Below are 25,795 nucleotides of genomic sequence, written 5' to 3' on the forward strand. Positions count from 1 at the left end.
CTAAGGGGGTATGTGAAAATCGACCCTTAATTTTCATCCCTGCCTGCCTTGATCGTTATCAATTCTCACGCCCTTTCAGAGCGTTACCTTCGCTCTCAATCAAGCAATGTCGATTTATCAGAGAGCCGTCAGGCTCCTACAGGAGAAAACCGATGAGTAAATTCCTGGACCGGTTTCGCTACTTCAAGCAGAAGGGCGAAACCTTTGCCGATGGGCACGGCCAGCTTCTCAATACCAACAGGGACTGGGAGGATGGATACCGCCAGCGTTGGCAGCATGACAAAATCGTGCGTTCAACCCACGGTGTAAACTGCACCGGCTCATGCAGCTGGAAAATCTATGTGAAAAATGGTCTGGTGACCTGGGAAACCCAGCAAACTGACTACCCACGCACTCGTCCAGATATGCCCAACCACGAGCCTCGCGGCTGCCCGCGTGGTGCAAGCTATTCATGGTATCTCTACAGTGCTAACCGTCTGAAATACCCGCTGATGCGCAAACGTCTGATGAAGATGTGGCGTGAAGCAAAAAGACTGCACAGCGATCCGGTAGATGCATGGGCATCCATTATCGAAGACGCCGATAAAGCAAAAAGCTTCAAACAAGCGCGTGGTCGTGGTGGATTCGTTCGTTCTTCCTGGCAGGAAGTGAATGAGCTGATTGCCGCATCTAACGTTTACACCATCAAAACCTATGGTCCTGACCGCGTCGCAGGCTTCTCGCCGATCCCGGCGATGTCGATGGTTTCTTATGCGTCCGGCGCACGTTATATGTCGCTGATTGGCGGGACCTGCCTGAGCTTCTATGACTGGTACTGTGACCTGCCGCCAGCTTCCCCGCAGACCTGGGGCGAGCAGACCGACGTACCGGAATCTGCCGACTGGTATAACTCCAGCTACATTCTGGCATGGGGCTCTAACGTACCGCAGACCCGTACCCCGGATGCGCACTTCTTTACTGAAGTTCGTTATAAAGGCACCAAAACAGTAGCAATTACTCCTGACTACGCAGAAATCGCCAAACTGTGCGACCTGTGGCTGGCTCCGAAGCAGGGAACCGATGCGGCGATGGCAATGGCGATGGGTCATGTCATGCTGCGCGAGTTCCACCTCGATAACCCGAGCCAATATTTCACCGACTACGTTCGTCGTTATACCGACATGCCAATGCTGGTGATGCTCGAAGAGCGCGACGGCTACTATGCTGCTGGTCGTATGCTGCGTGCTGCGGATCTGGTTGACTCTCTGGGGCAGGAAAATAACCCGGAATGGAAAACTGTCGCTATCAACAGCAACGGCGAAATGGTTGCGCCAAACGGTTCAATTGGTTTCCGTTGGGGCGAAAAAGGCAAATGGAACCTTGAGCAGCGCGATGGCACGTCCGGTGATGAAACTGAACTGCAGCTCAGCCTGCTGGGTAGCCAGGATGATATCGCTGAAGTGGGCTTCCCGTACTTTGGTGGCGAAGGTACCGAGCACTTCAGTAAAGTCGAACTGGAAAACATTCTGCTGCATAAATTGCCCGTTAAACGCCTGCAACTGGCCGATGGCTCTACGGCGCTGGTGACCACCGTTTACGATCTGACTATGGCCAACTACGGCCTGGAACGTGGTCTGAACGATGAAAACTGCGCGACCAGCTACGATGACGTGAAAGCGTACACGCCAGCGTGGGCAGAAAAAATTACAGGTGTATCACGTTCTCAGATTGTACGCATCGCCCGTGAATTTGCGGATAACGCAGATAAAACGCACGGTCGTTCGATGATTATCGTCGGCGCCGGTTTGAACCACTGGTACCACCTCGATATGAACTATCGTGGCCTGATCAATATGCTGGTGTTCTGTGGCTGTATCGGCCAGAGCGGCGGCGGCTGGGCCCACTACGTAGGGCAGGAAAAACTGCGTCCGCAAACTGGCTGGCAACCGCTGGCGTTTGCTCTTGACTGGCAGCGTCCGCCTCGTCATATGAACAGTACCTCCTACTTCTATAACCACTCCAGCCAATGGCGCTATGAGACGGTGACTGCGCAGGAACTGCTGTCCCCAATGGCAGACAAATCCCGCTATAGCGGTCATTTGATTGACTTTAACGTTCGCGCTGAACGTATGGGCTGGTTACCGTCGGCGCCGCAGTTAGGGACTAACCCGCTGTATATCGCGAAAGAAGCGCAGAAAGCAGGTATGACGCCGGTGGACTACACCGTTAAATCCCTGAAAGAAGGTTCTATTCGCTTTGCGGCAGAGCAGCCGGAAAACGGTAAAAACCATCCGCGTAACCTGTTTATCTGGCGTTCAAACCTGCTCGGTTCTTCCGGTAAAGGCCACGAGTACATGCTCAAGTATCTGCTGGGTACTGAACATGGTATTCAGGGCAAAGATCTCGGCCAGCAGAGCGGCGTGAAGCCAGAAGAAGTGGAATGGCAGGATAACGGACTGGACGGCAAACTGGATCTGGTCGTTACGCTGGACTTCCGCCTGTCGAGTACCTGTCTGTATTCCGATATCGTGCTGCCGACCGCTACCTGGTATGAAAAAGACGACATGAATACCTCGGATATGCATCCGTTTATTCATCCTCTGTCTGCGGCCGTTGACCCGGCCTGGGAATCGAAGAGCGACTGGGAAATCTATAAAGCCATCGCCAAGAAATTCTCTGAAGTTTGTGTGGGCCACCTCGGTAAAGAAACCGACGTCGTTACGCTGCCGATTCAGCACGACTCCGCCGCTGAACTGGCGCAGCCGCTGGACGTGAAGGACTGGAAAAAAGGGGAATGCGACCTGATTCCAGGTGTTACGGCACCGCACATCATGACCGTTGAGCGTGATTATCCGGCAACGTACGAGCGTTTCACTTCCATCGGTCCGCTGATGGAAAAAATTGGTAACGGCGGTAAAGGGATTGCCTGGAACACCCAAAGCGAAATGGATCTGCTGCGTAAGCTCAACTACACCAAGGCTGACGGTCCGGCGAAAGGCCAACCGATGCTGGATACCGCAATTGATGCTGCTGAGATGATCCTGACGCTGGCTCCGGAAACTAACGGTCAGGTTGCCGTTAAAGCCTGGGCGGCGCTGAGTGAATTTACCGGTCGTGACCATACGCATCTGGCGCTGAATAAAGAAGACGAAAAAATTCGTTTCCGCGACATCCAGGCGCAGCCGCGCAAAATTATCTCCAGTCCGACCTGGTCAGGTCTGGAAGATGAACATGTGTCTTATAACGCCGGTTATACCAACGTTCATGAGCTGATCCCATGGCGTACGCTATCTGGTCGCCAGCAGTTGTATCAGGATCACCAGTGGATGCGTGACTTCGGTGAGAGCCTGCTGGTGTATCGTCCGCCAATCGACACCCGTTCGGTGAAAGCGGTGATCGGCGAGAAGTCTAACGGTAACCCGGAAAAAGCGCTCAACTTCCTGACGCCGCACCAGAAATGGGGGATCCACTCCACCTACAGCGACAACCTGCTGATGCTGACGCTGTCTCGCGGTGGTCCGATTGTGTGGATGAGTGAAGTTGATGCGAAGGATCTTGGTATCGAAGATAACGACTGGATCGAAGTCTTCAACAGCAACGGGGCGCTGACGGCGCGTGCAGTTGTCAGCCAGCGTGTGCCGGCCGGGATGACCATGATGTACCACGCGCAGGAACGTATTGTTAACCTGCCGGGTTCTGAAATCACCCAGCAGCGCGGCGGGATCCACAACTCGGTAACCCGTATTACGCCGAAACCAACTCACATGATCGGTGGTTATGCGCAACTGGCATACGGCTTTAACTACTACGGTACCGTCGGTTCAAACCGCGATGAGTTCGTAGTTGTACGTAAGATGAAGAACATTAACTGGTTGGATGGCGAAGGCAATGACCAGGTACAGGAGAGCGTAAAATGAAAATTCGTTCACAAGTCGGCATGGTGCTGAATCTCGATAAGTGCATCGGCTGCCACACCTGTTCAGTGACCTGCAAAAACGTCTGGACCAGCCGTGAAGGTATGGAGTACGCCTGGTTCAACAACGTCGAAAGTAAGCCTGGCGTTGGCTTCCCGAACGACTGGGAAAACCAGGAAAAATGGAAGGGCGGTTGGATCCGTAAAATCAATGGCAAGCTGCAGCCGCGCATGGGTAACAAAGCACTGCTGCTGGGTAAAATCTTTGCTAACCCGCATCTGCCGGGCATGGATGATTACTATGAGCCGTTTGATTTTGACTACCAAACGTTGCACAACGCCCCAGCAGACAGTAAGGCGCAGCCGATTGCCCGTCCGCGTTCGCTGATCACCGGTCAGCGGATGGATAAAATCACCAGCGGTCCGAACTGGGAAGAAATTCTGGGGGGCGAGTTCGAAAAACGCGCCAAAGACCAGAACTTCGAAAACATGCAGAAGGCGATGTACGGTCAGTTCGAAAATACCTTCATGATGTATCTGCCGCGTTTGTGTGAGCATTGCCTTAACCCGGCGTGCGTGGCGACCTGCCCAAGCGGCGCTATCTACAAGCGTGAAGAAGATGGCATCGTGCTGATCGACCAGGATAAATGCCGCGGCTGGCGTATGTGTATCACTGGCTGCCCGTATAAGAAGATCTACTTCAACTGGAAGAGCGGGAAATCTGAGAAGTGCATTTTCTGCTACCCGCGTATCGAAGCCGGTCAGCCGACCGTTTGTTCCGAAACCTGCGTAGGCCGTATTCGTTACCTCGGCGTACTGCTGTATGACGCAGATGCGATCGAAAGTGCGGCAAGCACGGAGCACGAGAAAGATCTGTACCAGCGTCAACTGGACGTGTTCCTCGATCCGAACGATCCGGCTGTTATTGAACAAGCGCTGAAAGATGGTATTCCGCTGAGCGTCATTGATGCTGCACAGCAGTCGCCGGTTTACAAAATGGCGATGGACTGGAAGCTGGCGCTGCCGCTGCATCCGGAATACCGCACGCTACCGATGGTCTGGTATGTGCCGCCTTTGTCACCGATCCAGTCTGCCGCCGATGCGGGTGAGCTGGGCAGCAACGGTATTCTGCCGGACGTTGACAGTCTGCGTATCCCGGTTCAGTACCTGGCGAACCTGCTGACCGCAGGCGACACTCAGCCGGTACTGTTGGCGCTGAAACGTATGCTGGCGATGCGTCACTACAAACGTGCGGAAACCGTTGACGGTAAAGTTGATACCCGCGCGCTGGAAGAGGTGGGCTTAAGCGAAGCGCAGGCACAGGAAATGTATCGTTATCTGGCGATTGCTAACTACGAAGATCGTTTCGTGGTACCGAGCAGCCATCGTGAACTGGCACGTGACGCGTTCCCGGAGAAAAGCGGTTGTGGCTTTACCTTCGGTGACGGTTGCCACGGTTCTGATACTAAATTCAATCTGTTCAACAGCCGCCGCATCGACGCTGTCGATGTGACCAGCAAAACGGAGCCGCACCAATGATTGAACTTGTCATTGTTTCGCGTCTGCTCGAGTACCCGGATGCTGCCTTGTGGCAGCATCAGCAGGAACTTTTCGATGCACTCGCGTCATCTGAAAACCTGGATAAAGAGGATGCCCAGACTCTGGGCATTTTCCTGCGCGATCTCACCGCGCAGGACATGCTGGATGTGCAGGCAAGCTATAGCGAACTGTTTGACCGTGGCCGCGCCACCTCGTTGTTGCTGTTTGAACATGTACACGGCGAGTCCCGCGATCGTGGTCAGGCTATGGTTGACCTGATGGGGCAGTATGAACAGCACGGTCTGCAGCTCGACAGCCGCGAACTTCCCGATCATCTGCCGCTGTATCTGGAATACCTTGCGCAGTTGCCGAAAAGCGAAGCATTAGGGGGGTTACAGGATATTGCGCCGATTCTGGCGCTGCTCAGCGCTCGCTTGCAACAGCGTGAAAGCCGTTATGCAGTGCTGTTCGATCTGCTGTTAAAACTGGCGAATACCGTTATCGACAGCGATAAAGTGGCTGAAAAAATTGCAGATGAAGCGCGTGACGATACCCCACAAGCCCTGGATGCGGTCTGGGAAGAAGAGCAGGTGAAATTCTTCGCCGATCAGGGGTGTGGTGAGTCGGAAATTTCCGCTCACCAGCGTCGTTTTGCCGGGGCCGTTGCGCCGCAGTATCTGAATATCACCACCGGAGGACAGCAATAATGCACTTCCTGAATACGTTCTTCTTTGACATCTATCCGTACATCGCGGGTTCTGTCTTTCTGATTGGCAGTTGGCTGCGTTATGACTATGGGCAGTATACCTGGCGCGCGGCTTCCAGTCAGATGCTGGATCGCAAAGGGATGAACCTGGCGTCAAACCTGTTCCACATCGGGATCCTGGGGATTTTTGCCGGGCACTTCCTTGGCATGCTGACACCACACTGGATGTATGAAGCGTGGCTGCCGCTTGAAGTGAAACAAAAGATGGCGATGTTTGCGGGTGGTGCCAGTGGTGTGATGTGTTTGATTGGCGGCGTTCTGCTGCTGAAACGCCGCCTGTTCAGCCCACGTGTGCGGGCGACCACTACCGGAGCGGACATTCTGATCCTCTCCCTGCTGGTGATCCAGTGTGCGCTGGGCCTGCTGACCATTCCGTTCTCCGCCCAGCATATGGACGGCAGCGAGATGATGAAGCTGGTGAACTGGGCGCAGACAGTGGTGACCTTCCAGGGTGGTGCATCTCAATATCTGGATGGCGTCGCGTTCATTTTCCGTATGCACCTGGTCCTGGGTATGACGCTGTTCCTGTTGTTCCCGTTCTCGCGTCTGGTGCACATCTGGAGCGTTCCGGTCGAATATCTGACGCGCAAATACCAGATTGTTCGTGCGCGTCATTAATCGGTTATCTGTGTAAGACAAAACCCTGCTCCGGCGGGGTTTTTTTACGACTAATTGCCGGATAAGCATTGTGCATCAGGCAAATTGCCGACCCGAATTGAGGCTTGATCGAGGGTCGGGTATGGGGCATTACAGATGGATGGGATGCTGGTGCTTTATGGGGTGATGGTGGTGGGGGAAGGATTACTCAGCGCGGTGCGCTTCGCCCTTCGGGTCGTTGCCTGCGGCAACGCTTTCTCGCTAACGCTCGAATCGAACCTTAGTCGAAGCTTCTCATCCTTCCCGTCTGGGCAGAATATGAGACATTACAGATGGATTTGATACAGGTGCTTTATGAAGTGATGGTGGTGGGGGAAGGATTACTCAGCGCGGTGCGCTTCGCCCTTCGGGTCGTTACCTGCGGCAACGCTTTCTCGCTAACGCTCGAATCGAACCTTAGTCGAAGCTTCTCATCCTTCCCGCTTGGGCAGAATATGAGACATTACAGATGGATTGGATGCTGGTGCTTTATGAGGTGATGGTGGTGGGGGAAGGATTCGAACCTTCGAAGTCGATGACGGCAGATTTACAGTCTGCTCCCTTTGGCCGCTCGGGAACCCCACCAGGGGTATACTAATTTTATGAATCTATCGGAATGAATGGTGGTGGGGGAAGGATTCGAACCTTCGAAGTCGATGACGGCAGATTTACAGTCTGCTCCCTTTGGCCGCTCGGGAACCCCACCACGGGGTAATGCTAGTTACTGGCCTGCTTCCGTTGGAAGCGGGGCGCATCATATCAAATGATGCGCCCCTGTAAAGTATTCCGTTGATAAAAAAGAACTGGTTGCCTGATTTTTACGCGTAAAGATGTAAAGGTAACCAATTCAATTATCAATCGATTACAGAATAATCGTTCGGTTACCGTAAACAAAGACGCGTTGAGCCAGAACCTGATACAGCGCGCGGCTTAATACATTTTTCTCAACGTCGCGGCCCGCACGCATCATGTCTTCCGCGGTGTAGGTGTGATCCACATGAATTACGTCCTGCATAATGATTGGGCCTTCATCGAGGTTATCATTCACGTAGTGGGCTGTTGCACCGATGATCTTCACACCGCGCTCATAAGCCTGATGGTAAGGGCGAGCGCCAATAAACGCTGGCAGGAATGAATGGTGAATATTGATAATCTTATTCGGGAAGCGTGAAACAAATGTTGGCGTCAGAACGCGCATGTATTTTGCCAGCACGACATAGTCAGGTTGGTGCGCGTCGATAGCGTCGGCCATTTTCAGGTCATGTTCGTCACGCGTTAAACCTTCGTGGCTGACCAGCTCAAACGGGATATCAAACCGTTCAACCAAAGGTCGCAGCGTCTCGTGGTTGCCGATCACAGCGGCGATTTCAACATCCAGCCCGCCATAATTGGCCTTCATTAACAGGTCACCCAAACAATGAGCCTCCTTGGTGACCAGAATGACGATACGGCGGCGTCCTGCTGGTGTTAATTCACGAATGGAGCCATCTGGTAGGGCACTATCCAGATCGGCAAGCAGCGTGACGTCGTTAAAAATACCCTCCAGTTCGGTACGCATAAAAAAGCGCCCGGTACGGTGGTCCACGAACTCATTGTTCTGCACGATGTTCAGTTCATGCTTGTAACAGATATTCGTAATGCGTGCGATCAGACCTTTTTGGTCCGGGCAAATAGTACGCAGCACTTTTCGTTGTAATGAATGCATTTGCAGCGGTGATCCTGTTGAGAATGTTTGCAAAATTGATACTGTCGGGCGTTGATTAGCCGCAGCACTTTTTAAATTTTTTACCGGAGCCACAAGGGCAGGTATCGTTTCGTCCAATTTGAGGGCGTGTACCGTCTATATAGTACCACTGACCGTTTTCTTTTAAAAAACGAGAGCGCTCGATAATTGCACCTGTTTTACCTTGTTCAGAAAATCGCGCAACAAAGCTGACATAGCCGATATTTTCTGTGTCTGCCGTTTGTTGTTCAAAAACGGTCAGCCCGAGCCATTCGGTGTGGCTAAATCCTGCGATAATGTCGTCGCGAAACGCGGCTGCATGACAGTCCGGATGCCAGGTCTTGATAAGGTAATCTGCGTCTTTCATCACAAAAGCACAGTAACGAGAACGCATGAGGTGTGACGGCGTAGGTGCTACTTGCGCGCCGGACACATAACGGTAGCAACATAGGCTATACTCGACAGCGCTACCACAGGGACAAAGCTGAGACACAAAGTACTCCCTGGAATAAAAAAACGGCGTAAAAACGCCAGGGTAGCACTATGTTAACTGAGCGGTAGCGATGTTGCTACGTCTGCAAGCCAGGGGAAGTTTGTACGTACAATGAGAAAAATAAAAATTGGGCTGGCGCTAGGTTCCGGCGCGGCGCGAGGTTGGTCGCATATTGGCGTTATTAAGGCCCTAAAGCATATGGGCATTGATGTTGATATTGTGGCAGGGTGTTCCATTGGTTCGCTGGTTGGTGCAGCCTACGCATGCAATAAGTTACCTGCTCTCGAACAATGGGTTTGTTCTTTCAGCTATTGGGATGTCTTACGTCTGATGGATCTCTCGTGGCGCAGGGGCGGTTTACTGCGTGGTGAACGGGTATTCAATCAGTACCGTAATGTCATGCCGGTAGAAGCAATTGAGCAATGCACTCGCCGTTTCGCAACTGTGGCTACTAATCTGAGTACGGGTCGGGAGCTCTGGTTCACGGAAGGTGATTTGCACCTGGCTGTTCGGGCCTCCTGCAGTATTCCTGGTCTGATGTCCCCTGTAGCGCATAATGGTTACTGGCTGGTTGATGGCGCGGTGGTGAATCCCGTTCCTGTATCCTTAACTCGCGCGCTGGGCGCTGACATCGTTATTGCCGTCGATCTGCAACACGATGCGCATCTTATGCAGCAAGATTTACTCTCCTTTAACGTCAGCAGTGATGCCGAAACGGGTGATGATGTCGACGCGCTTTCATGGCGTGCCCGACTGAAAGAGCGCTTGAGCAACATAACGGCCAGGCGTGCGGTAACCGCGCCGACGGCGATGGAGATCATGACGACTTCTATTCAGGTTCTGGAAAACCGTCTGAAACGTAACCGCATGGCCGGTGACCCGCCAGACATCCTGATTCAGCCGTTTTGTCCGCAAATATCCACGCTGGATTTTCACCGCGCCAGCGCAGCAATTGCTGCTGGACAACTGGCGGTCGAGAAGAAAATGGATGAGCTTCTACCCCTGGTGAAAACCAACATCTAACGCATTTTTTATCAACACTTAAGCAAATTCTGACAGGCGTGAGTAGCAATAGCATGCCACTATTTACTAAAGCCAGTCAGGGGGGAGAATATGACGCAGCCATTGGTCGGAAAACAGATTCTTATCGTTGAGGATGAGCCGGTATTTCGCTCACTCATGGACTCATGGTTTTCCTCTTTGGGAGCGACAACGGCGGTAGCTGGCGATGGACTTGAAGCACTTGAATTACTCGGGCACTTTAACCCCGACCTGATTATCTGCGACCTGGCTATGCCACGTATGAACGGACTTAAGCTAGTAGAGTATCTGCGTAATCGTGGCGATCAGACCCCAATCCTGGTGATATCAGCGACGGAAAACATGTCTGATATAGCCAAAGCACTGCGATTGGGTGTGGATGATGTGCTGCTAAAGCCGGTAAAGGACCTGAACCGCCTGCGCGAAACCGTCTTTGCGTGTCTGTATCCGAATATGTTTAATTCACGCGTGGAAGAAGAAGAGCGGCTGTTTCGTGACTGGGATGCGATGGTTGGTGATCCTGCCGCTGCAGCGAAGCTGTTGCAAGAATTACAGCCTCCTGTGTCGCAAGTTATTTCACGATGTCGGATCAACTATCGTCAATTGGTAGCCGCCGATCAACCGGGGCTGGTACTGGATATTGCACCGCTATCGGACCATGACCTTGCGTTTTATTGTCTGGATGTGACGCGGGCAGGGGATAATGGCGTTCTGGCAGCATTGTTACTGCGGGCGCTATTTAACGGTTTGCTGCAGGAACAGCTCGCGCATCAAAATCAACGATTGCCGGAGCTCGGTGCGTTATTGAAACAGGTTAACCATTTATTGCGCCAGGCTAATTTGCCCGGACAATTCCCTTTGCTGGTGGGTTATTACCACAGCGGATTAAAAAACCTGATTCTGGTATCAGCAGGGCTGAATGCGACATTAAATACAGGTTCCCACAATGTACAAATCAGCAATGGCGTTCCGTTGGGAACCTTAGGGAATGCGTATCTTAATCAACTGAGCCAACGTTGCGAATCCTGGCAATGCCAAATTTGGGGGGCCGGTGGTCGGCTGCGCCTGATGTTGTCTGCAGAATGAACAACCGAGTGGAGTGAGAATGAAATTGGCTCACTCCCCTCATGCTGTGAGTGCTACTATCAGCGCCAGATTTATTCGTATTTATCTTAATTATACCGACGCGCGTCCTTTTCAGACCAGAAGCTTGTCGCGGTACTGATATACTTGGATGCGATACAGATTGATGAACACGTTCAATACATGAACAGTCCAGGAGAGTTTTAAATGGCTGCCCTTAATTCAAAAGTCAAAAAGGCCGTTATCCCGGTTGCGGGATTAGGAACCAGGATGTTACCGGCTACGAAAGCAATCCCGAAAGAGATGCTACCGTTGGTTGATAAGCCATTAATTCAGTACGTCGTAAACGAATGTATTGCTGCGGGCATCACTGAAATTGTACTTGTAACTCACTCGTCTAAAAATTCGATTGAAAACCACTTCGATACCAGCTTTGAACTTGAAGCTATGCTGGAAAAACGTGTAAAACGCCAGCTTCTGGAAGAAGTGCAATCTATTTGTCCGCCACATGTCACTATTATGCAGGTGCGTCAGGGACTGGCCAAAGGTCTGGGCCACGCGGTATTGTGCGCGCACCCGGTGGTTGGCGATGAGCCCGTTGCGGTTATCTTGCCGGACGTCATTCTTGACGAATACGAATCTGATTTATCACGCGACAACCTTGCCGAAATGATTCATCGTTTCGATGAAACAGGCAGCAGCCAGATTATGGTTGAGCCGGTAGAAGATGTTACCGCTTATGGTGTTGTTGATTGTAAAGGCGTTGAATTAGCGCCGGGCGAAAGCGTACCGATGGTTGGCGTTGTTGAAAAGCCGAAAGCGAATGTGGCGCCATCTAATCTGGCCGTCGTGGGGCGTTACGTCCTTAGCGCGGATATCTGGCCCCTGCTGGCAAAAACGCCTCCGGGAGCCGGTGACGAAATTCAGCTGACTGATGCTATCGATATGCTGATTGAAAAAGAAACGGTTGAAGCTTATCACATGAAGGGCAAAAGCCATGACTGTGGTAATAAGCTGGGCTATATGCAGGCGTTCGTTGAATATGGTATTCGCCATAATACTCTCGGCGCTGAATTTAAAGCCTGGCTGGAAGATGAGATGGGTATTAAGAAGTAACCTGCTGGTATTATCAGGTCTGAACGGTGCTGTTAATCCAGCACCGTTTTTTTATACCTGAACTGGGTAGGGACTGTGCGAAGTACAGGTAAAAAAAATCCCGCCACTGGCGGGATTTTAAGCAAACTATTTCTGAATTATTCTTTGATTAAGAAATCGTCCAGTTGTTTACCTTGTTCTTCCATCGCTTTTTTGATCACTGCCGGTGTACGACCCTGACCAGTCCAGGTTTTAGTTTCACCGTTTTCGTCAACATAGCTATATTTAGCCGGACGTGCAGCGCGTTTAGCTTTGGTGCCAGATTTAACAGCAGCCATGCTATTCAGCAGTTCGTTCGGGTCAATGCCATCAGCAATCAGCATTTCACGATATTGTTGCAGTTTACGAGTACGTTCTTCAACTTCAGCAGCTGCAGCGCTTTCTTCTTCACGGCGCTCGCTAACAACAACTTCTAATTTTTCCAGCATTTCTTCAAGCGTTTCCAGAGTACATTCTCTTGCCTGCGCACGAAGAGTACGGATGTTGTTCAGAATTTTAAGTGCTTCGCTCATTGTAGTAATCTCAAACTTATATTGGGGGTGGTTTGTTGAGCTAATAATAGAGCGATAAATTCAGTTGTGCAATAGCCAGGAATGTAAGGAATTCAAAATTGCGCTTTATTTAGTATCAGAATTAATTCATCTGTCTTAAATTCTCCGCGACGTTGGGCATAAAAAAGGCTTATTGGTGAGGGGGCTTCTCAGCGGCTGAGAGTAAAAATTCAAGATTCAGGTCACATTTTATGGTGTACAAATAGTATCTCTTTGCAGTGATTTCAACCTTTTGTATTAGTTTTGCTTACATGAATTCGCTAATACATGGCGACAGTGGGTAGATTCAATAACAATAAGGGAAGGGTTTCTTTATTGCCGTAAGAAGATAAGAGGTATGGATAAATTTCATGAGCACTATTTGTGAAAGAGTGTGTATATACCCGTCGAGTTTCAGGCTACCTGGGCCATGGCTGGAGTGTACTAGCGCTCCCATGTCACTTAAAGGATCGGTTATTTAGGCGACACTGAGCGAGTCTGAACGCCTATTTATACGCCTATGCAGGCAACGCTACACCGACACGTTCGTGAAATATGGTACAATCCTGCCCATATTTATTTCCCCGGGTGAGGGCCTACGGTCAATGGCACAGCTATATTTTTACTATTCTGCAATGAATGCCGGTAAGTCGACTGCATTGCTGCAATCTTCGTACAATTATCAGGAACGTGGGATGCGTGCCGTGGTATATACAGCGGAAATTGATGACCGCTTTGGTGCTGGAAAAGTAAGTTCACGTATAGGTCTGTCGTCACCTGCAAAATTGTTTAACCAAAATTCATCATTGTTCGAAGAGATTCGGGCTGAGAATGAGCAGCAAAGAATTCACTGTGTACTGGTTGATGAGTCGCAGTTTCTGACTCGACAGCAGGTTTATGAATTATCTGAAGTTGTCGATCAGCTGGATATTCCCGTGTTGTGCTACGGCTTGCGTACCGATTTTCGTGGTGAGTTATTTGGCGGCAGCGAATACCTGTTGGCATGGTCAGATAAACTGGTTGAATTAAAAACCATTTGTTTCTGTGGGCGTAAGGCCAGTATGGTGTTGCGTCTTGATCAGGCAGGACGACCTTATAACGAGGGCGAACAGGTGGTGATTGGCGGGAACGAACGCTATGTATCGGTATGCCGTAAGCATTATAAGCAAGCACAGTCTGAGGGCTCTCTGACGGCGATACAAGAACGACACAACCACGATTAACTCTACGCGCTTCTGGGCGCTTATTAGCACAGGGTAGGCTGCGCATTCGCTAATGTTCGCTACCCTGTCAGACACTCTCCTGACGCTATTCTCGCATCCTCCTAAGCATCCTTTTGCAGGGCCATCCTTTACACGTTGCTGAATTGGTCATGTATCGATTCTGATAACGTAAGATGTAAAAAAACGGCCCCAAATTGGGACCGTTTATGGTGAGACTAATACTTATCTGGTTGAATTAAGCGGATTTCTTCGCTTTCTTCTCAGCTTTCGGAGCAGCTACTGCTTCAGTCTTAACGGCGGTTTGATCTTCGCTGTATTCACGACCGTAGTAGGTATCCATCAGGATCTGTTTCAGTTCAGAAATCAGCGGGTAACGCGGGTTAGCACCAGTACACTGGTCATCAAACGCATCTTCAGACAGTTTGTCCACGTGTGCCAGGAAGTCAGCTTCCTGAACGCCAGCCTCACGGATAGACTTAGGAATACCCAGTTCAGCTTTGATTTCGTCCAGCCAGCCCAGCAGTTTCTGGATTTTTGCAGCAGTACGGTCGCCCGGTGCGCTCAGACCCAGATGGTCTGCGATTTCAGCGTAGCGACGACGAGCCTGCGGACGGTCGTACTGGCTGAATGCAGTCTGTTTAGTCGGGTTGTCGTTCGCGTTATAACGAATAACGTTGCTGATCAGCAGGGCGTTCGCCAGACCGTGAGGAATGTGGAACTGAGAACCCAGCTTGTGCGCCATTGAGTGACATACACCCAAGAAGGCATTAGCAAACGCAATACCGGCGATGGTTGCTGCACTGTGTACACGCTCACGCGCTACCGGGTTCTTAGAACCTTCGTGGTAGGACGCTGGCAGGTTTTCTTTCAGCAGTTTCAGCGCTTGCAGAGCCTGACCGTCGGAGAACTCAGAAGCCAGCACGGATACGTAAGCTTCCAGAGCGTGAGTGACGGCATCCAGGCCACCGAACGCACACAGGGACTTAGGCATATCCATCACCAGGTTGGCGTCAACAATCGCCATATCCGGAGTCAGCGCATAGTCCGCCAGCGGGTATTTCTGACCAGTTGCATCGTCAGTAACAACCGCAAACGGAGTAACTTCAGAGCCAGTACCGGAAGTGGTAGTGACGGCAACCATCTTCGCTTTTACGCCCATTTTCGGGAACTTGTAGATACGTTTACGGATGTCCATAAAGCGCAGTGCCAGTTCTTCGAAGTGGGTTTCTGGGTGTTCGTACATAACCCACATGATTTTCGCGGCATCCATCGGGGAACCGCCACCCAGCGCGATGATCACGTCTGGTTTAAAGGAGTTAGCCAGCTCAGCACCTTTGCGTACAACGGTCAGAGTTGGGTCAGCTTCAACTTCAAAGAACACTTCGGTTTCAACGCCAGCAGCTTTCAGCACGGAGGTGATCTGGTCAGCATAGCCATTGTTAAACAGGAAGCGGTCAGTCACGATCAGCGCACGTTTGTGACCATCGGTAATCACTTCATCCAGTGCGATTGGCAGAGAGCCACGACGGAAGTAGATAGATTTCGGAAGTTTGTGCCACAACATGTTTTCAGCTCGCTTAGCAACGGTTTTCTTGTTGATCAGGTGCTTAGGACCAACGTTTTCAGAGATGGAGTTACCACCCCAGGAACCACAACCCAGAGTCAGGGAAGGCGCGAGTTTAAAGTTGTACAGGTCACCGATACCACCCTGAGAAGCTGGGGTGTTAATCAGGATACGTGCGGTCTTCATCATCTGACCGAAGTAAGCAACACGTTCTGGCTGGTTGTCCTGGTCGGTGTACAGGCAAGAGGTATGACCGATACCGCCCATCGCAACCAGTTTTTCAGCTTTAATAACGGCGTCTTCGAAGTCTTTCGCACGGTACATTGCCAGCGTCGGAGACAATTTTTCGTGAGCGAACGGTTCGCTTTCGTCAACAACTGTCACTTCACCGATCAGAATCTTAGTGGTTTCTGGTACGGAGAAGCCTGCCAGTTCAGCAATTTTGTATGCCGGCTGACCAACGATAGCCGCGTTCAGCGCGCCATTTTTCAGGATAACGTCCTGAACGGCTTTCAGCTCTTTGCCTTGCAGCATGTAGCCGCCGTGAGTCGCGAAACGCTCACGTACTGCGTCGTATACAGAATCAACAACGACAACGGACTGTTCAGAAGCACAAATCACGCCGTTATCGAAAGTTTTAGACATCAGAACAGATGCAACAGCACGTTTGATATCAGCGGTTTCATCGATAACTACAGGGGTGTTACCTGCGCCTACACCGATTGCCGGTTTACCGGAGCTGTATGCTGCTTTAACCATGCCTGGACCACCGGTCGCAAGGATCAGGTTGATGTCCGGGTGGTGCATCAGTGCGTTTGACAGTTCTACGGAAGGTTGATCGATCCAGCCGATCAGATCTTTCGGTGCGCCAGCAGCAATTGCTGCCTGCAGAACGATATCAGCAGCTTTGTTAGTGGCATCTTTAGCACGCGGATGCGGAGAGAAGATGATTGCGTTACGCGTCTTCAGGCTGATCAGTGATTTGAAGATTGCAGTAGAAGTCGGGTTAGTGGTTGGAACGATACCGCAGATGATACCAATCGGTTCAGCGATGGTAATGGTACCGAAAGTGTGGTCTTCAGCCAGTACACCACAGGTTTTTTCGTCTTTATATGCGTTATAAATGTATTCGGAAGCAAAGTGGTTTTTAATCACTTTATCTTCGACGATGCCCATGCCAGATTCGGCAACGGCCATTTTCGCGAGAGGGATTCGAGCGTCTGCAGCAGCCAGAGCGGCGGCACGGAAGATTTTGTCAACCTGTTCTTGAGTGAAACTGGCATATTCACGCTGGGCTTTTTTTACGCGCTCTACAAGTGCGTTAAGTTCAGCGACATTAGTAACAGCCATAATGCTCTCCTGATAATGTTAAACTTTTTTAGTAAATCATCTGCTCGATACGAGAGTATAGACAGATCGACGAAAATTTGTGTAACGTTTTGAAAATCAAACGGTTAATTAACGTCCACTTTACCTTGATTTACTAAAAGAGCTTATACGCTAGCGCCACTTAATTCTAACGCGCTACCTCCAGGTGGCGTAAGCAAGATTACTCACTTCTGAGTAGTAATTGCGTGATCTGGATCAAAATTTCGCAAAGCTGACACCTTTCAGCAGGCCCTTTTAGCGTTTATCGGTAAGTGTTAATAAATTGATGGGGTGAATGTCATTAACATTAGCATATTTAATACATATTAATAACACTAAGTATTGGAAGTGTATTTACGTAGATATACACAGATAGAAGGTGAAGTATGCTGACAAAAGGCGTATCTTCAGCGCGGATTTTATCAATTTTTATGACTCATTTTATCCGGCTAACGCTTCGGAGCTAACCGTGATCCAAACGCTATTTGATTTTCCTGTCTATTTTAAGTTTTTCATTGGGTTATTCGCATTGGTTAACCCGGTCGGGATCATCCCTGTCTTTATCAGTATGACCAGCTATCAAACGGCTGCTGCGCGAAATAAAACCAACCTTACGGCAAACCTGTCGGTTGCCATCATCCTGTGGACTTCGCTGTTCCTTGGTGACGGTATTCTGCAGCTCTTCGGTATCTCGATAGATTCGTTCAGGATTGCCGGCGGCATTCTGGTGGTGACTATCGCAATGTCGATGATTAGCGGAAAACTGGGCGAAGATAAGCAAAACAAACAGGAAAAATCAGAAACAGCAATCCGCGAAAGTATCGGCGTAGTGCCGCTGGCATTGCCGCTTATGGCGGGGCCAGGGGCGATAAGCTCAACTATTGTTTGGGGTACGCGTTATCACAGTGCGATTAACCTGTTTGGTTTTTTTGTGGCGATTGCGTTGTTTGCCCTGTGCTGTTGGGGACTGTTTCGCATGGCACCGTGGCTGGTACGGCTGCTGGGCCAAACCGGTATCAACGTCATTACGCGTATTATGGGGTTGTTGTTAATGGCCTTAGGGATCGAATTCATTGTGACTGGAATCAAGTCCATTTTCCCCGGTTTGCTTGCCTGATATTCCTCTTCGGCATCAACGGAGCCTCTTTCGGCTCCGTTTCCTTTCGTTATTAGTAAAACTTCTCACTAAAGTTGAAAATCAGCATAGAAATATAAAAATATCTGATGGTTATTCATTGATTTATTCATTGATTTTATGGATATAACACTCAATGGTCCACCAGAGGGATCCCGATGTCACTGTTATTTTATTAACATCATACTCTGGGGCTTGCTGAAGGATTATCGAAATGTTATTAGTTATTTCAGCGTTTTTTTTAGATGAATGTGCTAATTAATAACCAATTGTTAAATTTATGTGCATTTTGGCGTGGTGTTGACACAGGACTGGGGAGTTAACACTGCGCGTTATGCAATATATTGATTTTTATCGTTTTATTGTCATAATCTTTCATTCGTAAGACTTTTTTAGTGAGATTTATTTCCAATAAAAGAGAATTGGTTAACAAATTTGTAAAATGTATTGGCGGTTAAGAAACGCATTTGATACTTTCCGGCCAGGTATTATGCAGAAGAATTCACGTTGATGAGAATCATTTTCAATTAGTTTCTCTCAACAGGGTAATAGCGTGTTTCCGGCAGGGGAGGCACGTAGATAATCGACGCAAGGCGATCATACGAATCGCCAGAAATAAATAAAGTCGGTGATAGCAAGCAGTAAAACAAGAAACTACCTGACGGCAGAAAATCTCCGGTGCCGTACAGGGATCCTGACAGGATTAACAGTCTGGTTAAAAAACCAGCCATAATAATGAGGGAGTACAAACACAATGACTAACATCACTAAAAAAAGTTTAGTAGCTGCGGGGATCCTAACTGCGCTAATCGCTGGGAATGTTGCTACGGCGGCAGTTGTGCCAGCAGGTGTGCAGCTTGCTGAAAAGCAGACTCTGGTGCGTAATAACGGTTCGGAAGTTCAGTCACTCGATCCACATAAAATCGAAGGTGTACCTGAATCCAATATCAACCGTGACCTGTTTGAAGGTTTATTAATCAGCGATGTCGATGGCAAACCATCGCCTGGCGTAGCTGAAAAGTGGGAAAATAAAGACTTTAAGGTGTGGACATTCCATCTGCGTAAAGACGCTAAATGGTCTGACGGCACGCCTGTTACCGCGCAAGATTTCGTGTATAGCTGGCAACGCCTGGCTAATCCAAATACCGCGTCACCGTACGCCAGTTATTTACAGTACGGTCACATTGTAAATATTGACGATATTATCGCCGGCAAAAAGCCGATCACCGATCTCGGTGTCAAAGCTCTCGACGATCATACATTTGAAGTCACCCTGAGCGAGCCTGTTCCTTATTTCTACAAATTGCTTGTGCACTCATCCGTTTCTCCGGTTCCTAAAGCAGCGGTTGAAAAATACGGTGAGAAATGGACCCAGCCCTCTAACATCGTCACCAACGGCGCCTATAAGCTGAAAGACTGGGTGGTCAACGAGCGCATTGTACTTGAGCGTAACACCAACTACTGGGACAACGCCAAAACGGTTATTAACCAGGTTACCTACCTGCCAATTTCTTCTGAAGTGACTGACGTTAACCGCTATCGCAGCGGCGAAATCGACATGACCTATAACAACATGCCGATCGAGTTATTCCAGAAACTGAAAAAAGAGATCCCGAACGAAGTTCACGTTGACCCGTATCTGTGCACCTATTATTACGAAATCAACAACCAGAAAGCACCGTTCAACGATGTTCGTGTTCGTACCGCCCTGAAACTGGCGTTGGATCGTGACATTATCGTCAACAAAGTTAAAAACCAGGGGGACCTGCCGGCGTATAGCTTTACCCCTCCTTACACCGATGGCGCGAAACTGGTTGAACCAGAGTGGTTCAAATGGTCTCAGGAAAAACGTAATGAAGAAGCGAAAAAACTGCTGGCTGAAGCCGGGTATACCGCTGAAAAACCGTTGACCTTTGACCTGCTGTATAACACCTCAGATCTGCATAAAAAGCTGGCCATCGCTGCGGCATCTATCTGGAAGAAAAATCTGGGCGCCAACGTGAAGCTGGAAAACCAGGAATGGAAAACATTCCTCGATACGCGCCATCAGGGAAACTATGATGTTTCGCGTGCGGGCTGGTGTGCGGATTACAACGAACCAACATCCTTCCTGAATATGGTGCTGTCTGACAGCTCCAACAACACCGTCCACTATAAGAGCCCGGCGTTTGATAAGCTGATTGCGGATACGCTGAAAGTGACTGATGAAGCGCAGCGCAGCGAACTGTATTCGAAAGCGGAACAGCAGCTGGATAAAGATTCTGCGATTGTACCGGTTTATTACTATGTTAACGCCCGCCTGGTAAAACCATGGGTTGGCGGATACTCCGGTAAAGACCCGATGGATAATATCCACGTTAAAGACTTGTATATTATCAAGCATTAATGGCAAGACGTGGGGCAATCATTTTGCCCCACAGTGTCTTTTTTCTTCGAACTATTAACACCGCTTTACCTGAACGTCGGGGTAGAAGAGGTGTAAAGGCACACGCCAGAAGGTACGGGCAATGTTAAAATTTATATTACGTCGCTGTCTGGAAGCGATTCCGACGCTGTTTATACTTATTACGATTTCATTCTTTATGATGCGCCTTGCGCCGGGAAGTCCATTCACCGGGGAACGTGCGTTACCGCCAGAGGTACTGGCTAATATCGAAGCGAAATATCATCTTAACGATCCTATCTCGACGCAGTACTTCAGCTACCTCAAGCAGCTGGCGCATGGCGATTTTGGGCCATCTTTTAAATATAAAGACTATACGGTAAACGACCTTGTGGCATCGAGCTTTCCGGTTTCTGCGAAGCTGGGAGCTGCGGCCTTTATTCTGGCGGTCCTCGTTGGCGTTAGCGCTGGGGTGATAGCCGCGCTGAAACAAAATACGCGTTGGGACTACACTGTGATGGGGGTGGCAATGACCGGGGTGGTTATCCCCAGTTTCGTAGTCGCTCCCTTATTGGTCATGATATTTGCCATAACCTTGAAATGGCTGCCCGGAGGCGGCTGGAATGGCGGGGCGTTGAAATTTATGATCCTGCCGATGGTGGCCTTGTCGCTGGCTTATATCGCCAGTATCGCCCGTATTACCCGCGGTTCGATGATTGAAGTGCTGCACTCTAACTTTATTCGTACCGCGCGCGCTAAAGGGTTGCCGATGCGGCGGATCATTTTCCGCCATGCGTTAAAACCTGCGCTGTTGCCCGTGCTGTCCTATATGGGACCAGCATTTGTCGGCATTATTACCGGTTCGATGGTTATTGAAACCATCTATGGTTTGCCGGGCATTGGCCAGCTCTTCGTCAATGGCGCGTTAAACCGCGACTATTCGCTGGTCCTGAGCCTCACCATACTGGTAGGGACGCTGACCATCGTGTTTAACGCGATTGTCGACGTGCTGTATGCCGTTATCGACCCGAAAATTCGTTACTGATACTGGAGCTCGCTATGATGTTAAGTAAGAAAAACAGCGAAGCGCTGGAGAATTTCAGTGAAAAGCTGGAGGTCGAGGGCCGCAGTCTGTGGCAGGACGCGCGTCGACGCTTTATGCATAACCGCGCGGCGGTGGCAAGCCTGGTAGTGCTGGTGATTATTGCGCTGTTTGTGACGCTGGCGCCGATGCTGTCGCAGTTTACCTACTTCGATACCGACTGGGGTATGATGTCCAGCGCGCCGGATACAGAATCTGGACACTATTTCGGCACCGACTCGTCAGGTCGAGACCTGCTGGTTCGTGTGGCGATTGGCGGTCGCATCTCGCTGATGGTCGGCATTGCCGCGGCGTTGGTCGCGGTAGTTGTCGGCACGCTATACGGTTCTCTGTCGGGCTACCTCGGCGGTAAAATCGACTCGGTGATGATGCGTCTGCTGGAAATCCTCAACTCCTTCCCGTTCATGTTCTTCGTGATTCTGCTGGTCACTTTCTTTGGGCAAAATATCCTGCTGATTTTTGTCGCTATTGGGATGGTATCCTGGCTGGATATGGCGCGTATCGTGCGTGGACAAACGCTGAGTCTCAAGCGCAAAGAGTTTATTGAAGCAGCGCAAGTGGGTGGGGTATCTACCGTGCGCATCGTTATCCGTCATATTGTGCCGAACGTGCTGGGCGTGGTGGTGGTGTACGCTTCGTTGCTGGTGCCCAGCATGATCCTGTTTGAATCCTTCCTGAGCTTTTTGGGATTAGGGACGCAGGAGCCATTAAGTAGCTGGGGGGCGTTGCTGAGTGATGGTGCCAACTCGATGGAAGTCTCACCATGGCTGCTGCTCTTCCCGGCAGGATTCCTGGTGGTCACTTTGTTCTGTTTTAACTTTATTGGCGATGGCCTGCGTGATGCCCTCGACCCGAAAGACCGTTAAGGAGTGCAGCCATGAGCGTAATTGAAACCTCAACCGCGCCGCTCGCGCAACAACAGGCTAACGCACTGCTGAACGTTAAAGATCTGCGCGTGACGTTTGCCACCCCCGACGGCGATGTGACTGCGGTAAACGATTTAAACTTTTCTCTGCGAGCTGGAGAAACGCTGGGTATTGTTGGGGAATCCGGTTCAGGGAAATCGCAAACGGCCTTTGCCCTGATGGGCCTGCTGGCAGCAAATGGCCGTATCGGAGGTTCTGCAACTTTCAACGGACGTGAAATTCTGAATTTACCGGAACGTGAGTTGAACAAACTGCGCGCCGAGCAAATCTCGATGATTTTCCAGGACCCGATGACCTCTCTCAATCCGTACATGCGAGTCGGCGAGCAGTTGATGGAAGTTCTCATGCTGCATAAAGGCATGAGCAAAGCGGAAGCCTTTGAAGAATCTGTAAGAATGCTGGATGCGGTGAAAATGCCGGAAGCGCGTAAGCGTATGAAAATGTATCCGCATGAATTCTCCGGCGGGATGCGTCAGCGTGTAATGATCGCCATGGCACTGTTGTGCAGGCCTAAATTACTGATAGCCGATGAGCCGACTACTGCGCTCGATGTTACGGTACAGGCGCAAATCATGACCCTGCTGAATGAACTGAAAAGCGAATTCAACACTGCGATTATCATGATCACCCACGATCTGGGAGTAGTTGCCGGTATTTGCGATAAAGTTTTGGTGATGTACGCCGGACGTACCATGGAATATGGCAGTGCGCGGGATGTCTTTTATAAGCCCGTTCATCCGTATTCGATTGGTTTGCTGAATGCCGTACCTCGTCTGGATGCCGAAGGGGAAGAGATGCTGACTATCCCGGGCAACCCGCCGAACCTGTTGCGTCTACCAAAAGGCTGTCCATTCCAGCCGCGTTGCCCGCATGCGATGGAAATCTGTAGCAGTGCTCCGCCACTGGAAGAGTTTAGTCCGGGCCGCCTGCGCGCCTGCTTTAAACCGGTGGAGGAACTGGTATGAATGCGGTCACCGAACAACGAAAAGTGCTCCTTGAAATTGCCGATCTTAAAGTCCATTTCGACATTAAAGACGGCAAGCAGTGGTTCTGGCAGCCGTCTAAAACCCTGAAAGCGGTTGATGGCGTGACTCTGCGACTGTATGAAGGTGAAACCCTGGGCGTGGTCGGCGAATCAGGCTGTGGAAAATCGACTTTTGCCCGTGCGATTATTGGCCTGGTGAAAGCCACCGATGGAAAAGTCGCCTGGCTGGGTAAAGATTTGCTGGGCATGAAACCCGATGAGTGGCGGGAAGTGCGTAGCGATATTCAGATGATTTTCCAGGATCCGCTGGCATCATTGAATCCGCGCATGACCATCGGTGAAATCATTGCCGAACCGCTGCGGACTTATCATCCGAACCTGTCTGGTCAGGAAGTCCGCGACCGTGTGAAGGCGATGATGATGAAGGTGGGGTTGCTGCCAAATCTGATTAACCGCTACCCGCATGAGTTTTCCGGCGGTCAGTGTCAGCGTATTGGTATTGCCCGGGCGCTGATCCTCGAGCCGAAGCTGATTATTTGCGATGAACCGGTTTCGGCGCTGGACGTATCCATTCAGGCCCAGGTGGTGAACCTGTTACAACAGCTCCAGCGTGAAATGGGATTATCGTTAATCTTCATTGCTCACGACCTGGCGGTGGTGAAACATATCTCCGATCGCGTGCTGGTCATGTATCTCGGACACGCGGTGGAATTAGGGACTTATGATGAGGTGTACCATAATCCGCTGCACCCTTATACCAAAGCGTTGATGTCTGCAGTGCCGATTCCCGACCCGGATCAGGAAAGGAACAAGGTTATCCAGTTGCTCGAAGGCGAATTGCCGTCGCCGATTAACCCTCCTTCCGGCTGCGTGTTCCGTACGCGCTGCCCGATTGCCGGACCGGAATGCGCAAAAACCCGCCCGGTTCTCGAAGGAAGTTTCCGTCACGCAGTTTCCTGCCTGAAAGTAGACCCGCTATAATCCTGAGGGCTGACAAAGGTCAGCCCTTCTTTTTGGTGAGGTATATGTGTCAGGTTTAGTCTCTTCTGTCCGCCGCGCGCTCTATCGCAAATTATTCGATTTAAACACCCGTTCAGGGCGTCGCTTTGAAGGTATGTGTGCGCTGTTCGCCTTGCTCAGCGTTATTGTTATCTTCATTGAGTCCGGCGTCGGGACGCAATACCATTTAACCTTCGAGGAATGGCGCATTTTTGTCTGGCTGGAGGTCTTTATTACTCTGGTCTTTACCCTCGAATATTTTCTTCGCTTATGCAGCTGGGCCAATCCCGCTAAATATGTGTTTAGCTTCTGGGGGATTATCGATCTGGCCACCATTCTACCGCTGTACGTGATGTGGCTATGGCCTGAAATAAGTCTGAGCTATGTCTTCGCCTGGCGAGCGATGCGTGTCCTGCGCGTCTTGCGTATTCTCAAGCTGCTGCGTTTTATGCCTTCTCTGCGAGTGTTCTGGAATGCGTTAAAAAGCGCCCGTCATCAACTGATGTTGTTCTATTCCTTTATTGCCATTCTGATGGTTGTTTTCGGCGCGATGATGTATCTGATAGAAGGGCCCAAATATGGCTTTACTACGCTGAATGCGTCTGTGTATTGGGCAATTGTTACGGTCACCACCGTCGGCTACGGTGACATTACACCGCACACGCCGTTGGGACGCATGGTGGCGTCAGTGCTTATCCTGATTGGATACTCTGTGATTGCGATACCGACCGGATTGATAACCACACACATGAGCAGTGCGTTCCAACAGCGCGGATATCAGCGTAGATGCCCACAGTGTCAGCAGGCGCAGCATGAACATAGTGCGCAGTTTTGTAACCGCTGCGGAAGTAAACTGCCGGGATAAAAATGAAAAAAGCTGCGAGAGCAGCTTTTTTGTTTGTTACTCGCGCCAGAGAATATGGCAGAGTTTGTGATCTTTTTCGCGACATAATAAAACGCGCGCAAAAATATCGTTAATCTCGCCGTCTTCTGTATCTGCCAGACCAATCACCACTTCGGCAAAGAAGTCAGGGTTCAGGTCAAAATCAACATGCTCCTGCCAGTCTTCTGCCGGGTCGAATAACTCGGCACCACCGCGCTCTTCAAACTGTAAATTGAACAGAATGATGTCGGCTGGATCCAGGTTGTCCGCAGCCAGTTCAAGAAAAATATCGTAAGCCTGCTCAAGCGTTTCGTCTTCAGTCAGGCGATTGTTCAAATCCATATCCATAATGACTACCTGTTTACTGTC

Annotated in this window: 20 protein-coding genes, 2 tRNA genes and 2 other RNA genes; 15 read left to right on the plus strand and 9 right to left on the minus strand. The window is 50.3% G+C overall.

The genetic code is table 11. The features are described from left to right. Positions 1-152 precede the first annotated feature (152 nt). Genes HV237_RS11060 through narI form a run of 4 tightly spaced genes read left to right on the plus strand, consistent with a single transcriptional unit; the run spans position 153 to position 6,815 of the window. On the plus strand, positions 153-3,896 hold the full coding sequence (locus HV237_RS11060; protein WP_047358964.1) for a nitrate reductase subunit alpha: 3,744 nt from the start codon (positions 153-155) through the stop codon (positions 3,894-3,896). Beyond that, on the plus strand, positions 3,893-5,431 hold the full coding sequence (narH, locus tag HV237_RS11065) for a nitrate reductase subunit beta (protein ID WP_003833388.1): 1,539 nt from the start codon (positions 3,893-3,895) through the stop codon (positions 5,429-5,431). The genes HV237_RS11060 and narH overlap by 4 nt, the downstream gene beginning before the upstream one ends. Next, positions 5,428-6,138: a nitrate reductase molybdenum cofactor assembly chaperone gene (narJ, locus tag HV237_RS11070; protein ID WP_047358963.1), complete on the plus strand. Its 711-nt coding sequence runs from the start codon at positions 5,428-5,430 to the stop codon at positions 6,136-6,138. Before narH ends, narJ begins: the two co-directional genes overlap by 4 nt. Next, a complete protein-coding gene (gene narI / locus HV237_RS11075; protein ID WP_016153281.1) occupies positions 6,138-6,815 on the plus strand; it encodes a respiratory nitrate reductase subunit gamma in 678 nt (225 codons plus the stop codon). Before narJ ends, narI begins: the two co-directional genes overlap by 1 nt. Positions 6,816-6,981: 166 nt before the next feature. On the opposite strand, the gene HV237_RS11080 is transcribed toward narI, so the two are convergent. From HV237_RS11080 to HV237_RS11105, 6 genes are all read right to left on the minus strand, one after another. Further along, a non-coding RNA gene (locus HV237_RS11080) (RtT sRNA) lies at positions 6,982-7,113 on the minus strand. A gap of 44 nt (positions 7,114-7,157) precedes the next feature. Further along, positions 7,158-7,289, minus strand: a non-coding RNA gene (locus tag HV237_RS11085) — RtT sRNA. Between the two features lie 44 nt (positions 7,290-7,333). Further along, positions 7,334-7,418, minus strand: a tRNA-Tyr gene (locus tag HV237_RS11090). 36 nt (positions 7,419-7,454) lie between these two features. Next, a tRNA-Tyr gene (locus HV237_RS11095) sits at positions 7,455-7,539 on the minus strand. A 156-nt stretch (positions 7,540-7,695) separates the two neighbouring features. Then, positions 7,696-8,538 (minus strand): formyltetrahydrofolate deformylase, encoded by an 843-nt coding sequence (purU, locus tag HV237_RS11100; RefSeq protein WP_016153278.1) that lies wholly within the window; start codon positions 8,536-8,538, stop codon positions 7,696-7,698. Between the two features lie 55 nt (positions 8,539-8,593). After that, on the minus strand, positions 8,594-9,049 hold the full coding sequence (locus HV237_RS11105; protein WP_016153277.1) for a YchJ family protein: 456 nt from the start codon (positions 9,047-9,049) through the stop codon (positions 8,594-8,596). A 111-nt stretch (positions 9,050-9,160) separates the two neighbouring features. Here HV237_RS11105 and rssA point away from each other — a divergent pair, with 111 nt between their 5' ends. The 3 genes from rssA to galU all read left to right on the plus strand — a co-directional run bounded on the left by rssA (position 9,161) and on the right by galU (position 12,289). Then, positions 9,161-10,072, plus strand: a complete 912-nt coding sequence (gene rssA / locus HV237_RS11110) for a patatin-like phospholipase RssA (protein WP_016156731.1) — start codon at positions 9,161-9,163, stop codon at positions 10,070-10,072. A 90-nt stretch (positions 10,073-10,162) separates the two neighbouring features. Next, on the plus strand, positions 10,163-11,176 hold the full coding sequence (rssB, locus tag HV237_RS11115; RefSeq protein ID WP_016153275.1) for a two-component system response regulator RssB: 1,014 nt from the start codon (positions 10,163-10,165) through the stop codon (positions 11,174-11,176). A 204-nt stretch (positions 11,177-11,380) separates the two neighbouring features. Continuing rightward, complete coding sequence (gene galU, locus HV237_RS11120; RefSeq protein WP_016153274.1) at positions 11,381-12,289, plus strand: UTP--glucose-1-phosphate uridylyltransferase GalU; 909 nt, start codon at positions 11,381-11,383, stop codon at positions 12,287-12,289. Positions 12,290-12,426: 137 nt separating this feature from the next. Here the strand turns inward: galU and hns are convergent, their stop codons facing one another. Further along, complete coding sequence (hns, locus tag HV237_RS11125) at positions 12,427-12,840, minus strand: histone-like nucleoid-structuring protein H-NS (protein ID WP_003020723.1); 414 nt, start codon at positions 12,838-12,840, stop codon at positions 12,427-12,429. 623 nt (positions 12,841-13,463) lie between these two features. On the opposite strand from hns, the gene tdk reads away from it, so the two are divergent. Further along, entirely contained in the window at positions 13,464-14,081 is a 618-nt protein-coding gene (tdk, locus tag HV237_RS11130) for a thymidine kinase (RefSeq protein ID WP_019076935.1), read from the plus strand. 235 nt (positions 14,082-14,316) lie between these two features. On the opposite strand, the gene adhE is transcribed toward tdk, so the two are convergent. Next, positions 14,317-16,995 (minus strand): bifunctional acetaldehyde-CoA/alcohol dehydrogenase, encoded by a 2,679-nt coding sequence (gene adhE / locus HV237_RS11135; protein WP_016153272.1) that lies wholly within the window; start codon positions 16,993-16,995, stop codon positions 14,317-14,319. 487 nt (positions 16,996-17,482) lie between these two features. On the opposite strand from adhE, the gene ychE reads away from it, so the two are divergent. The 7 genes from ychE to HV237_RS11170 all read left to right on the plus strand — a co-directional run bounded on the left by ychE (position 17,483) and on the right by HV237_RS11170 (position 25,408). After that, complete coding sequence (gene ychE, locus HV237_RS11140; protein WP_003020714.1) at positions 17,483-18,130, plus strand: NAAT family transporter YchE; 648 nt, start codon at positions 17,483-17,485, stop codon at positions 18,128-18,130. Between the two features lie 772 nt (positions 18,131-18,902). Next, entirely contained in the window at positions 18,903-20,534 is a 1,632-nt protein-coding gene (gene oppA / locus HV237_RS11145) for an oligopeptide ABC transporter substrate-binding protein OppA (protein WP_047358083.1), read from the plus strand. 121 nt (positions 20,535-20,655) lie between these two features. Next, positions 20,656-21,576, plus strand: coding sequence for an oligopeptide ABC transporter permease OppB (gene oppB, locus HV237_RS11150; RefSeq protein ID WP_003020708.1), 921 nt, complete (start codon positions 20,656-20,658; stop codon positions 21,574-21,576). 14 nt (positions 21,577-21,590) lie between these two features. Then, positions 21,591-22,499, plus strand: a complete 909-nt coding sequence (gene oppC / locus HV237_RS11155; RefSeq protein ID WP_003020701.1) for an oligopeptide ABC transporter permease OppC — start codon at positions 21,591-21,593, stop codon at positions 22,497-22,499. An 11-nt stretch (positions 22,500-22,510) separates the two neighbouring features. Beyond that, positions 22,511-23,524, plus strand: a complete 1,014-nt coding sequence (gene oppD / locus HV237_RS11160; protein WP_003833364.1) for a murein tripeptide/oligopeptide ABC transporter ATP-binding protein OppD — start codon at positions 22,511-22,513, stop codon at positions 23,522-23,524. Continuing rightward, a complete protein-coding gene (gene oppF / locus HV237_RS11165; protein WP_016156729.1) occupies positions 23,521-24,525 on the plus strand; it encodes a murein tripeptide/oligopeptide ABC transporter ATP-binding protein OppF in 1,005 nt (334 codons plus the stop codon). The genes oppD and oppF overlap by 4 nt, the downstream gene beginning before the upstream one ends. A gap of 46 nt (positions 24,526-24,571) precedes the next feature. Continuing rightward, complete coding sequence (locus HV237_RS11170; RefSeq protein ID WP_016156728.1) at positions 24,572-25,408, plus strand: ion transporter; 837 nt, start codon at positions 24,572-24,574, stop codon at positions 25,406-25,408. A 36-nt stretch (positions 25,409-25,444) separates the two neighbouring features. On the opposite strand, the gene HV237_RS11175 is transcribed toward HV237_RS11170, so the two are convergent. Continuing rightward, positions 25,445-25,774 (minus strand): HI1450 family dsDNA-mimic protein, encoded by a 330-nt coding sequence (locus tag HV237_RS11175; RefSeq protein WP_003020691.1) that lies wholly within the window; start codon positions 25,772-25,774, stop codon positions 25,445-25,447. Positions 25,775-25,795: the final 21 nt, after the last annotated feature.

The sequence above is a fragment of the Citrobacter sp. RHBSTW-00570 genome (genome assembly GCF_013739755.1).
In the GTDB taxonomy this organism is placed as follows: Bacteria; Pseudomonadota; Gammaproteobacteria; order Enterobacterales; family Enterobacteriaceae; genus Citrobacter; species Citrobacter braakii.

Bases quoted from the DNA above. Each gene is read 5' to 3' on its own strand.
- oppA (WP_047358083.1), top strand. From the start codon at position 18,903: ATGACTAACATCACTAAAAAAAGTTTAGTAGCTGCGGGGATCCTAACT.
- tdk (WP_019076935.1), top strand. From the start codon at position 13,464: ATGGCACAGCTATATTTTTACTATTCTGCAATGAATGCCGGTAAGTCG.
- HV237_RS11175 (WP_003020691.1), bottom strand. From the start codon at position 25,774: ATGGATATGGATTTGAACAATCGCCTGACTGAAGACGAAACGCTTGAG.
- narI (WP_016153281.1), top strand. From the start codon at position 6,138: ATGCACTTCCTGAATACGTTCTTCTTTGACATCTATCCGTACATCGCG.
- narJ (WP_047358963.1), top strand. From the start codon at position 5,428: ATGATTGAACTTGTCATTGTTTCGCGTCTGCTCGAGTACCCGGATGCT.
- oppF (WP_016156729.1), top strand. From the start codon at position 23,521: ATGAATGCGGTCACCGAACAACGAAAAGTGCTCCTTGAAATTGCCGAT.
- hns (WP_003020723.1), bottom strand. From the start codon at position 12,840: ATGAGCGAAGCACTTAAAATTCTGAACAACATCCGTACTCTTCGTGCG.
- rssA (WP_016156731.1), top strand. From the start codon at position 9,161: ATGAGAAAAATAAAAATTGGGCTGGCGCTAGGTTCCGGCGCGGCGCGA.
- rssB (WP_016153275.1), top strand. From the start codon at position 10,163: ATGACGCAGCCATTGGTCGGAAAACAGATTCTTATCGTTGAGGATGAG.
- galU (WP_016153274.1), top strand. From the start codon at position 11,381: ATGGCTGCCCTTAATTCAAAAGTCAAAAAGGCCGTTATCCCGGTTGCG.
- adhE (WP_016153272.1), bottom strand. From the start codon at position 16,995: ATGGCTGTTACTAATGTCGCTGAACTTAACGCACTTGTAGAGCGCGTA.
- HV237_RS11060 (WP_047358964.1), top strand. From the start codon at position 153: ATGAGTAAATTCCTGGACCGGTTTCGCTACTTCAAGCAGAAGGGCGAA.
- oppD (WP_003833364.1), top strand. From the start codon at position 22,511: ATGAGCGTAATTGAAACCTCAACCGCGCCGCTCGCGCAACAACAGGCT.
- purU (WP_016153278.1), bottom strand. From the start codon at position 8,538: ATGCATTCATTACAACGAAAAGTGCTGCGTACTATTTGCCCGGACCAA.
- oppB (WP_003020708.1), top strand. From the start codon at position 20,656: ATGTTAAAATTTATATTACGTCGCTGTCTGGAAGCGATTCCGACGCTG.
- oppC (WP_003020701.1), top strand. From the start codon at position 21,591: ATGATGTTAAGTAAGAAAAACAGCGAAGCGCTGGAGAATTTCAGTGAA.
- narH (WP_003833388.1), top strand. From the start codon at position 3,893: ATGAAAATTCGTTCACAAGTCGGCATGGTGCTGAATCTCGATAAGTGC.